General features: G+C 76.7%; 6 protein-coding genes and 2 pseudogenes. 1 reads left to right on the top strand and 7 read right to left on the bottom strand.

The genetic code is table 11. The features are described from left to right. From MLV88_RS23550 to MLV88_RS23525, 6 genes and pseudogenes are all read right to left on the bottom strand, one after another. Nucleotides 1-1,001 (bottom strand): annotated as a pseudogene (locus MLV88_RS23550) (DUF3857 domain-containing protein); the annotation flags it as partial. Beyond that, complete coding sequence (locus tag MLV88_RS23545) at nucleotides 998-4,771, bottom strand: DUF3857 domain-containing protein (protein WP_243338784.1); 3,774 nt, start codon at nucleotides 4,769-4,771, stop codon at nucleotides 998-1,000. The gene MLV88_RS23545 and the pseudogene MLV88_RS23550, both read right to left, overlap by 4 nt. Nucleotides 4,772-4,931: 160 nt before the next feature. Then, nucleotides 4,932-5,669 carry a ComF family protein gene (locus MLV88_RS23540; RefSeq protein WP_243338782.1) on the bottom strand — a complete coding sequence of 246 codons (738 nt, stop codon included), beginning with the start codon at nucleotides 5,667-5,669 and terminating at the stop codon, nucleotides 4,932-4,934. After that, complete coding sequence (gene gpmI / locus MLV88_RS23535) at nucleotides 5,666-7,216, bottom strand: 2,3-bisphosphoglycerate-independent phosphoglycerate mutase (protein ID WP_242341409.1); 1,551 nt, start codon at nucleotides 7,214-7,216, stop codon at nucleotides 5,666-5,668. The genes MLV88_RS23540 and gpmI overlap by 4 nt, the downstream gene beginning before the upstream one ends. A gap of 178 nt (nucleotides 7,217-7,394) precedes the next feature. Continuing rightward, on the bottom strand, nucleotides 7,395-7,856 hold the full coding sequence (gene rlmH, locus MLV88_RS23530) for a 23S rRNA (pseudouridine(1915)-N(3))-methyltransferase RlmH (protein ID WP_242341410.1): 462 nt from the start codon (nucleotides 7,854-7,856) through the stop codon (nucleotides 7,395-7,397). Between the two features lie 12 nt (nucleotides 7,857-7,868). Then, on the bottom strand, nucleotides 7,869-8,969 hold the full coding sequence (locus MLV88_RS23525) for an MJ1255/VC2487 family glycosyltransferase (protein ID WP_242341411.1): 1,101 nt from the start codon (nucleotides 8,967-8,969) through the stop codon (nucleotides 7,869-7,871). A 107-nt stretch (nucleotides 8,970-9,076) separates the two neighbouring features. On the opposite strand from MLV88_RS23525, the gene MLV88_RS23520 reads away from it, so the two are divergent. Beyond that, a complete protein-coding gene (locus MLV88_RS23520; RefSeq protein ID WP_242341412.1) occupies nucleotides 9,077-10,462 on the top strand; it encodes an MATE family efflux transporter in 1,386 nt (461 codons plus the stop codon). Nucleotides 10,463-10,523: 61 nt separating this feature from the next. Here MLV88_RS23520 and MLV88_RS23515 read toward each other — a convergent pair. Next, nucleotides 10,524-10,964: pseudogene (locus tag MLV88_RS23515) on the bottom strand (anti-sigma factor family protein); the annotation flags it as partial.

The raw sequence follows: 10,964 nt of genomic DNA, 5'->3' as shown, positions 1-10,964 counted from the left end.
CCGGGGCGTGCCGGCGCGAACTCGGCGTCGGTGGAGACGCCATCCTGGCGCGTGAGCGCGACGTGCAGGCCGGTGCGCGGCGCGAGCCCGCGGGTGAGCTTCACGAGCAAGCGGTGCGCGCCGGGCGCGAGCTCGACCGGCAGGTGCGCGAGGGTGGAGGGCGTCCCCGCGAAGTCGCGCCGCTCGTGGACCGCGGCGCCGTCGATGGAGATCTTCGCCGAGAGCGCCGTGCCGACCGTGAGGAGGTAGCGGCCCCCGCGCGCGAGCGTCACGTCGGTGGCGAGGTAGAACACGTCCGCGTCGGGCGGCTCGCCCTCGAGCGTGACCGTGCCGTCCGGCGCGGGGAGCGTGCGCGTCGGGCGCGGCGGGAGACCGGCCGGCGCCGGCGCGGCGTCGGGCAGCGCGCCGTCCTCGGGCGGGAAGCGCGCGTCGAGCTCGAGCGCGTGGTAGCGGCCGAACGGCCCCGCGAGCGACCAGGCGGTCACGGCGCCGTTCGCGCGCCGGAGGGCGGCGGCGCGCGCGTGATCGCCCCGGACCTCGGCGGCCGTCACCCGCGCGATGCGCGCGCGGTAGGCGGCGAGGCCCGCGAAGCGCCCGCCGTCCACGAGCGGCGCGAGCCCCGCCTCGATCTCTCCGGCGCGGGCGGGGGACTCCTCGGCGAGCTCCGAGAGCCGCCGCAGCGCGACGAGCGCGAGCGGGTGGGCGGGCGCGTCGGCGGCGATGGCGACGAGGTGCCGGACCTCGCCCGCCGCGTCGAGCGCGCGGCGCGCGAGGAGCGCGGCGCCGAGGTGCGCCCACGGATCCCGCCCGCGGCGCGCGAGCGCACGGGAGACGCCGCGCTGGGCTGCGGAGAGGTCGTTCCGGACGACGAGCGCCTCCACGGGGCGGGCGCCGCCCGAGGCGGCGGAGCCGGCCGCGCGCGGGCCGGCGCAGCCGAGCGCGGCGGCGAGGAGCGCGGCGGCCAGCGGGCCGGCGGCGCGGGGCGAACGGACGGTCGTCATCGGGAGCCCTCCCCGGCCACGGCCGGGGCGATCCGGACCTTCCGCGCGAAGGCGCGGTCGATCCTCGCCGCGAGCTCGCGGAAGGCGGGGTACTCCGCCGCCGCAACGCGCGCCGTCTTGAACGTGACGTGCCCCTCGGCGACGAGCGCGTCCGCCTCGCGGCGGTAGCGCACCTCGAAGGCGCCGTGCGGCGTCTCGCCGGAGGCCGCCTCCGGCACCTCCACGACCGTCCAGCCCTTCGGGAAAACGTAACGGTAGGTGAAGCGGGTCACGGCCGGATCGCCGACCACGAGGTCGTACCTGCGCGCGGAGAGGGCGGCGTAGGACTCCGCGTAGCCCGCGGCGTCGCCGAAGGGGGTGAAGCGCAGGCCGCCCCCGTCCGCCAGCGCGTAGCGCGGCACGTCGAGGGTGAAGTCCATCGCCACCTCCTCCTCGATGCGCGTGAGGTCCGAGACGTCGAGGCTCGTCACCTCCGCGCCCGGGAAGGTGCGGCCGAAGGCGCGCTCGAGCTGGGCGCGCCGGTCGTGCTCGGCGAGGTAGGCGCGGCGGTACTGCGGCGCCTGCGCGCCGCGGACGTGCGAGCTGCCGCGCACCGCCGCCCGGCCGTCCCTCGCGAGCGTCACGTCGAACCGGCTCTCGACGCGGTTGTCCTCGGGGCGCGCCTCCGGGATCGTGCCGAAGGTCGCCTTCGCGCCGGGGTTCACGACGAGCACCGTCGCGCCGCGGTCCTCGCCGGGCAGATCGCCCGAGCCCGAGTAGGACGCGGTGCCGTCGAGCCACAGGTCGAGGTCGGGCACGTAGGCGATGGCGTGGTTGAACACCGCGAGCGACGCGGGCGTCTCGGGCATCCGCCCGAGGCGGCGCATGCGCAGGAGCACGAGGCGCGAGTCGATCCCCGCGGCGGCGAGGAGCGCGTGGACGAGGCTCGCCTTGTCCTTGCAGTCGCCGAAGCGCCGCTGGAGCACCTGGTCCACCCGGTAGGGCTTGTAGCCGTGGATCCCGAACTCGAGGCCGACGTAACGGGTCTGCGACACCACGAAGTCGTAGACGCCCCGGACGATGGCGCGCTTCTGCTCGAGGGTCCAGCCGTTCCGCGGCGGGGCGACGGCCGGCGGCAGGCCTGCCTGCGCGCTGGCGGCCGTGAGGCGCGCGCCCCCCGCGCCGAGCGCGGCCTCGACGATGCGCGCGGCGGTGGCGCGGAGCTCGCCCGTGGGCCGGAGCTGATCCCTCACGAGCCCCCAGTAGAAGCGCGCCACCTGGTCCCAGTCGCCGTAGGTGGAGACGTGCACGTAGCGGGCGACCTCGCTCCAGCCCGGCATGCCGGGCTCGGGCCGGATGGGCGCGAGGTCGCGCGCGCCGAAGCGGTGCTCCACGAGCCCGCCCGGCAGCTTCCGCGTGTCGTGGCGCACGCCCTCGGGGGCGTTCGAGAAGATCGGCCGCGCCTCGGGGACGAGGAGCACGTAGTCCACCCGCGCCTTGCGGGTGGTGTCGTCGAGGAACGTCACGTCGCCGAAGTAGTCGGAGAGCAGGTTCTCGCCGGCGGTGTCCTCGATGCGCCAGGCCACCTCGAGCACGTCCCCGGCGGAGAGCGCCGGGAACGACAGGGTGCGCGTGCGGGTGTCGTAGTAGAGCCGGTACCAGGGCTCGCTCGCGCTCCGCTCCTCCGCCTCGTGCGTCTCGATGGTCGCGCCGTCGGGCTTCACGATGCGGACCCGCTCGACGCGCGCGTCCTGCCGGTCCGGGGTCCAGCCGATGACGTGGCGCCGGAACGCCTCCGCCCCGCGGGCGTTCACGATCTTCACCACCCGCTGGTAGTAGGTCGCCGAGAGCCCGGAGGGGAAGACGCGCGTGACCTTGAGCTCGCCGAGCACGACGGCGTCGTCGTCGGCGGCGGGCGCGGGCGCCTTCGCGGCGAGCGCGCGCGCGTCGAGCAGGTAGGGCGTCTCGAACCGCTCGCGGGCGGGCTCGAGGCTGCGCACGAGCTCCTTCAGCTCGGGCGACTGCGGGCGGAGCTCGAGGGCGGCGTGGAGGTCGGCGAGCGCGTCGCGGGTGCGGCCCACCGCGAGCCTCGAGCGCCCGCGGCGCTCGAGCGCGTCGGCGTCGTCCGGCGCAACGCGCAGCGCGGTGGCGTAGACCGTATCGGCCTCCTCGGCGCGGCCGTTCGCGGCGAGCAGGTCGGCGAGCCGAAGCCGCAGCTCGCCGTCCGCCGGATCGAGCCGCTGCCCCTCCGCGAGGAGCGCCGCCGCACCGGCCACGTCGCCCTGCTCGACGAGGAGGTGCGCGAGCGCCCCGCGCGCCTCCGCGTCGTCGAGGCGGAGCGCGAGCAGCGTCCGGTAGCGCGCCACCGCCTCGGCGTTCCGGCTCAGGCGGCCCGCGGCGCGCGCGGCGCCGCGCACCGCGGCGGGGGTGGTGGGGAACGCGTCGGCCGCCTCGGCGGCGGCGCGGACCGCGCCCACCTCCAGGCCGGCCCGCTCGAGCGCCTCGGCGCGCTCGACGCGCGGGGTGGCCCAGCGCGGGGCGAGGGCGGAGGCGCGCTCGAGGAGCCGCACCGCCGCGTGCGGCCGGCCCTGGTCGAGCTCCTCGCGCGCGAGCGCCGCGAGCGCGCGCGGATCTTCGGGCCGCACGGCGAGCGCCGCCTCGACGAGGCTCCGGCGCCGCGCGTGGTCCTCCTCCAGCGAGGCCGCGACGAGCTGCACCTCGGCGGAGCGCGGCGCGAGCTCGGCAGCGCGTCGCGCCTCCACCGAGGGCCGGCGCTCCTCGAAGTCCGCCGCCTGCCGCTCCGCGAGCGCGAGGGCGAGGTCCCGCCGCGCCTCCGCCTCCGCGAGCGCGCCCCGGGCGGCGCGCGCGCGGGCCTCGAGCCGCGCGAGCGCGTCCTCGATGGGCGCCGGCCTCGGCCCGGGCGCGGGCGCGGCGGCCTCGGGCGAGCCGGTCCCGAAGGCGCGGCCGTCGCCGCGCTCGTCGGCGAGTCGCAGGTAGAACCCCATCCGCCCGCCCTGGTGGCAGAGCTTCACGAGGATCCGGTTCGTGCCGCGCCGGAGCGTCACGAGCGCGCCGCGCTGGTCGAGGCGCGCCGGGTGATACCCGGGGTCGGAGAGCGCCACGGCGCCGTTCACCCAGACCTGCGAGGCGCCGCTCGCGCCGAGCCACAGCGCGACCCGCTCGTCCCGCGGCGCCTCCACGAGGGCGAGCGCGTAGGCCACCACCTCGCGCGCCGGGCGCAGCGCCGCGCCGAGGTCGACGAAGCCGTGCACCACCGCCTCGTCCGGCAGGGCGCGCCAGGCCACCTCGCCCACCTTCCCCTCGTAGCGGGCGGCGAGGTCCAGCGCCTTCTCCGGCGGGTAGGCCGTCTCGAGGCCGCGCTTCCCCTCGTCGTCGAACGGGCCGACGAGCCGCCAGCGCGTGACGAACCCGAGCCGGCGCACCTGGGCTGCGCTGCGCTGGAGGTTCCCGCGCGAGCGCTCCAGGGCGGCGAGCCGCTGGCGCGCGAGCGCGCGGACCTCCGGGTCCGCGGCGCGATCCTCGATCGCGGCCGTGTACGCGGCGGCGATGGGCGCGAGCTCCGGAGCCTCGTCCTCCAGCGCGCCGAGCTCGGCGAGCGCGACGATCCCGCGGGGCCCGCGCCGGTCGCGCGCGAGCGCGGCCGCTGCGTCCGCGCGGAGCGCCGCCCCCGGATCCGCGGCCCGGGCGCCGGGCGCCCCTCCGGCAGCGCGGGCGGCGGGGAGCGGAGCGACGAGCGCGAGCGCGAGCAGGGCGGCGAGGGGGCGAGGCATCCCGCGCAGTGTAACCGCGGGGGGGCGCCGGGCATGCCGATTCCGCGGCGGCGCGACCCCGACGCGACGCTCGCGAGGCCGGGACCCGGCGGAGCTCGCGGCCGCGACCGGTCCCCCGGGAGCGCTCGCCATCGGCCCGGCTCCCGGTCGGGCGCTCCTCCTACTCGGCCCGCGCGAGCGCGAGGACGACGACCGACCGCGCCCCGGCGTCCTTGAGCGCCCGCGCCGCCGCGTCGGCGGTGGCGCCGGTCGTGACGACGTCGTCGACGAGCACGACGTCGCGCCCCGCGAGCGCGCCGGGTCTGGCCGCGCGGAACGCGCCCGCCACGTTGCGGCTCCGCTCCGCGCGCGTCCGGCCCACCTGCGGCGGCGTCTCGCGGGTGCGCCGGAGCGCGCCCGGGAGGCGGCGGCCGCGAGCACCCGCGGCGCGGGCGAGCGCGTCGGCGAGGAGCGCGGCCTGATCGTAGCCGCGCGCGATGCGCCGCGCGCGGGCGAGCGGCACCGAGACGACGAGCGCGCCCGGCGGGAGCGGAGCGGCGCGGGCGAGCCAGGCGCCGAGCGGGCGCGCGAGCGCGGGACGGCCGCCGTACTTGAGGGCGTGGATCGCGTCGGCGAGCGGGCCGCCGAAGAGGCCGCCCGCGCGGACCGCGTCGAACGCGGGCGGGTCGGCGCGGCAGGCGCCGCAGAGCGGATCCGGCCCGGGCAGGCCGCAGCGCCGGCAGCCCTCCGGGACGGGGTCGACGGCCTCGCCGCACACGGAGCAGAACGGCTCCGCGACCACCGCGCCCCCGCAGGCGGCGCAGCGCGGCGGGTAGACGAGCTCGAGGAGCGCCGCGGCGACGCCGCGGAGCGCGGCGGCGACCCGGACGCGAACGTCGCTCGACCCCTCCTCGCTCATCGCACGAGGAGCCCGAGCCCCTTCATCTCCTTCGGCTGCGGGAGCCCCATCACCTGGAGCGCGGTCGGAGCGACGTCGGCGAGCACGCCCTTCGCGCGGAGCTTCGCGCCGCGCAGGTCGGGATCGGCGAGGATGAACGGCACCGGGTTCAAGGTGTGGGCGGTGTGCGGCTGGCCGGTCTGCGGGTCCGTCATCAGCTCGCAGTTGCCGTGGTCCGCCGTCACGATCATCGCCATCCGCTGCGCCTTCGCCGCCTGCCACAGCCGGCCGACGCACTCGTCCACGACCTTCACGGCCTTCACCGCGGCGTCGAGGATCCCGGTGTGCCCGACCATGTCCGGGTTCGCGTAGTTCACGAGCGCGAAGCCGTACTTGCCCGTGCCGAGCGCCGCGACGAGCTTGTCCGTCACCTCGCGCGCGCTCATCTCCGGCTTCTCGTCGTAGGTCTTCACCTCGCGCGGGCTCGGCACGAGGATCCGGTCCTCGCCCGGGTAGACCGTCTCCCGCCCGCCGTTGAAGAAGAACGTGACGTGGGCGTACTTCTCGGTCTCCGCGCAGCGGAGCTGCGCGAGGCCGGCGTGCGAGACGATCTCGGGGAAGATCTCGGTGAGGTCCTGCGGCGCGTAGGCGACCGGGTACGGGAACGTCCTGTCGTACTCGGTCATGCACACGTAGGCGGAGAGCCGCGGCGGAGCGCCGCGGTCGAAGTCGTGGAAGCCCTCGCCGGCGAGCGCGCGGGTGATCTCGCGCGCGCGGTCCGCGCGGAAGTTGAAGAACAGCACCGCGTCGCCGTCGCGCACCGGACCGACGGGCTTGCCGTCTCCGTTCACGACGACGGTGGGCTTCACGAACTCGTCGGTCTCCCCGCGGCCGTACGCGGCCTCCATCGCCGCGACGCCGCTCGGCGCCCGCTGGCCCTCGCCCTTCACCAGCGCGCGGTAGGCGAGCTCCACGCGATCCCAGCGCTTGTCGCGGTCCATCGCGTAGTAGCGCCCGGAGACCACCGCGACCTTGCCGTAGCCGGTGTCGCGCAGCCGCTTCTCGAGCTGAGCCATGTACTCGAGGCCGCTCTTCGGCGGGGTGTCGCGCCCGTCCATGAACGCGTGGACGAACGTGCGCGGCACCCCCTCGCGCCGCGCGAGCTCGACGAGCGCGTACAGGTGCTCGACGTGGCTGTGCACCCCGCCGTCGGAGAGGAGGCCCATGAGGTGGAGCGCCGCGCCGTTCTCCTTGGCGCGGCGGCACGCCAGGAGGAGCGCGTCGTTCTTGAAGAAGGATCCGTCCTCCACCGCGCGGTTGATGCGCACGAGGTCCTGGTAGACGATCCGGCCCGCCCCGAGGTTCGTGTGGCCCACCTCGGAGTTGCCCATCTGGCCCTCCGGAAGGCCGACCGAGAGCCCGCTCGTCTCGATGGCGGTGTGCGGGTACTCGTGGACGAGGGCGTCCATGTTCGGGGTGCCCGCCACGGCGATGGCGTTCGCCTCGCGCTCGACGCGGAGGCCCCAGCCATCGAGGACGACGAGCAGGACGGGCTTCGGCTTCGTCACGGGTTCCTCCGGTCGGACGGCGTGTCGCGTGATGTTAGGGATGCGCCCGGGCGGCCACAAGGAAGAACGGCCGGCCGGGCGCGCGGCTTTGGACCCGGAGGCGCGAGGCGCACGAGACCGGAGCCGAGGCGAGGAGCGAGCACCCCCGCCGCAGGCCCGGGATCGTGCGCCGCAGCACTCACTTGTGGTACGGCTCGCCCCGCAGGATCGTCATGGCGCGGTAGAGCTGCTCCACGAGGACGAGCCGCGCCAGCCGGTGCGCGAGCGTCATGCGCGAGAGCGCGAGCGTCTCCTCGGCCCGATCCAGCACCGCGCGCGAGAGGCCGTCCGAGCCGCCGATGACGAGCGCGACGTCGCGCCCCCCCTCCGTCCAGCGCCGCACGCGCTCCGCGAGCTGCACGCTCGTCCACTCCGCGCCGCGCTCGTCGAGCGCGACGACCCGCTCGCGCGGGCCGAGCTTGGCGAGGAGCGACCCGGCCTCCTCCTCCTTCGCCTGCGCGGTCCCCGCGTGCTTGCGGGCCTCGGGGACCTCCACGAGCTCGAACCGCGCGTAGCGCCCGAGGCGCTTCGCGTACTCCTCGATCGCCGGCGCGTAGAGCCCGGAGCGATCCCTGCCGACGGCGACGACGCGGAGGCGCATTCGCGGGGCGCCTCAGGGGAGCGGCGCGGCGGCGCCGGAGCCGAGCGCGCGCGCGAGGGTCGCGTCGAGCGCGGCGAGGAGGTCGCGGTTCCCGTCCTGTCGATACGCGGCGAGGCCGCGCTCGAGGTCGGGGAGGCGCGCGAGGAACCCCGCGAGCACGGCGTCGTCGATCGTCTCGGCGGCGACGCCGTAGCCGAGCCGCTCGAGGTAGCGGGCATTCAGGATCTGCTCGAACTGGCGCTTCACGGGGACGGCGAGCATGGGCTTCCCGAGATACACCGCCTCGCTCATGAGCGTGAAGGATCCGCCCGACACGACCGCGCGCGCGGTGCGCAGGTCCTCGACGAAGACGGGCTCGCTGAAGGGACGCCACAGGAGGTTCCCCTCCCTCGCGTCGGCGACGAGGTCGCGGCGGAGCCCGTAGATGCGGCACTCGCGCCCGGAGCGCCGCAGGACCTCGGGCAGCGCCTCGTTGGAGGTGGAGGTCTGGTAGACGAGGAGGTGCTCGCCGCGCTCCGGCCGCGCGGCGAGGATCTCCGGGCGGAGCACCGGCGGGTGGAGCGTCGTGCGGCGCTTCACCCGCTCCGGCCGGAAGAACGTCGCGACGAGGTAGTGGAAGCAGCCCGGCAGCTTCGCCTTCACCACGGCCTTCGCGACGAGGAACTCCGCCTCGTGCCCGGCGATCACCTCCGGCGGATGATGGGCGCGGTTCACGATCTGGTTGTTGTCCACGGAGATGCACGGGAGCCCGTGCGTCCGCGCGAACAGGTGGCTCCAGCTCTCGAAGTCGGAGACGACCACGTCCGGCCGGAAGGCCCGGGCGAGGTCGAAGTAGGCCTTCACGTTGCGCGGCCAGCCGCCGAGGGCCGCCCCCTTGAGGTTCGCGAGGACGGTCCGGAAGCTCCGGACCTCGTTGTCCTCGTACACGATCGAGAGCCCCCAGATCTTGTTCACTCCCAGCCGATCCCGCTCGAGCGACTTGAGGTACCCGTGCGCCCTGCCGGAGACGACCACCTGGACGTCGTGGGCGCGCGACAGGTGGTCGATGACCACGCGCGAGCGGATCGCGTGCCCCATCCCCTCGCCCGCGACCCCGTAGAGGATGCGCGCCATGCCGTGACTGTAGCGCGCTCCGGCGGACCTGGCCCCAGGCCCGGCCGGGACCCGCCCGCGCGGCGCGCGCTTCCGGCAGGGGCGCGCGGCGGGTACCCTGCGCGTCCATGAACGCTCCCGAGCCACCGGACGGCGGCACGCGCCCCGCCGGGCTCGGCGCGACCCTGCGCGCGCTCGTCGCGCTCGCCTGGCCCATCGTGATCTCCCGCGCCACGCAGGCGGTGGTCGGGATCGCCGACGCGGTGATGGTCGCGCACCTCGGCGAGGCGGCGCTCGCGGCGACGACGACCGGCGCGACCAACGCGCTCTGCGTCTTCATCCTGCCGATCGGGACGGTCTTCATCGTCCAGAGCTTCTCCGCGCAGCTCTTCGGGCGCGGGGACTCCGCCGGCGCGCGCCGGTTCGGCTGGTACGGCCTCGCCGTCGCGGCCGGCGCGCAGGCGCTCGGGATCGCCGGCGCGGCCGCGGCGCCGCACCTCCTCGCCCGCCTCGCCTACGCCGCGGACGTGCGCGCGCTCATGAGCGGCTACCTCCAGCTCCGGCTCCTCTCCGCGGGCGCCGCGGTCGGCATGGAGGCCCTCGCGGGCTACTACGGCGGGCTCGGCGACACGCGCCGGCCCATGGTCGCGAACGTCGCCGCGATGGTGCTGAACGTCCTCGGCAACTGGCTCCTCATCGACGGGCACCTGGGGCTCCCCGCCCTCGGCGTCGCGGGGGCGGCCCTCGCGAGCACGTTCTCGACGACGGTCGCGTTCCTCGGGCTCGCCGCGACGTTCGTGCGCGAGGGGCGCCGCGCGGGGACGGGCCGGCTGCGCGGGAGCGAGCTCTGGCGCGTGCTCCGCTTCGGCGTGCCGTCGGGCATCACCTGGTTCCTCGAGCTCCTCGCCTTCGTGTTCTTCGTGAACGTCGTCTTCGCCGGCCTCGGGACGACCTCGCTGGCGGCGCTGATGTCGATCCTCCAGGTGAACACCATCGCGTTCATGCCCTCGCTCGCGCTCGCCAGCGCGGGAGCGATCCTCGTCGGCCAGGCCATCGGCGCCGCGCACAGGGACCGCGTCCCGCGCGTCCTCGCGGTCACGTTCGCGGTGTGCGCGGCCTGGCAGCTCTTCGTGGGCCTCCTCTACCTCGTCGCGCCGGACGCGATCCTCGCGCCCTTCTCCCCCGGCGCCGCTCCGGAGGGCGCCTTCCACGCGATCGGGCGGCGCGTGCTCGTGCTGGCGGCGGCGTGGCAGCTGTTCGACGCCGCCGCCATGGTGCTCGGCGAGGGGCTCCGCGCGGCGGGCGACACCGCCATCGTCATGTGGCTGCGCATCGCCATCGGCTGGGCGGTGTTCGTGCCGGGGAGCTGGATCTCGGTGCGCTGGTTCGGCGCGGGGGACGCGGTCGCGGTGGGGTGGCTCGTCCTCTACCTCGCGCTCCTCGCGCTCGTGCTCTGGCTCCGCTTCCGCGCCGGCGCCTGGCGGCGGATCGAGCTCGTGCCCGAGGGCACCTGACGGGGCGGCGACGTCGCCCCGAGCGGCGTCGCCCTGCTCGCCGGTCTCCGTCGGCCCGGCCTCAGCGCGCGCAGCGCGGGGGCGCGTCCGCGTCCGCCTCGGTCGCGTCGCGCGGGATGGTGAGCCCGAGGGCGCCCGCGTCGAGGAGGCCACCGCGCTCGAGGTCGCTCACCCGCACCGCCGCGAGCGAGCCGTCCGCGCCGAACAGGTGCTCGACGCGGAGGTGGTGCCCCGCCACGCGGCCGTCGCGGACGTACTTCACCGTCCGTCCCTGCGCGTCGCGCTCCACCTTGCGCCAGGACTCCCCCTCGCACCCGGGGAACGTGCGGATCTCGCCGGAGAGCGCCCCGGCGGCGCGGAGCGAGGCGTAGCGCGCGAGCGCCGCCTCCGCGCGGGTCGGCGCCGGCGCTGCGTCCGCGGCCTTCGCGCCCGGCCGCTCCGTGGCGGGGGTCGGCTCGGGCGGCGCGGCCGCTGCGGCGGGGGCGGAAGCGCCGGCGCTCCG

This window comes from Anaeromyxobacter soli, from assembly GCF_022808855.1.
In the GTDB taxonomy this organism is placed as follows: Bacteria; Myxococcota; Myxococcia; order Myxococcales; family Anaeromyxobacteraceae; genus Anaeromyxobacter; species Anaeromyxobacter soli.
This window is presented reverse-complemented; position numbering and strand designations above follow the sequence as displayed.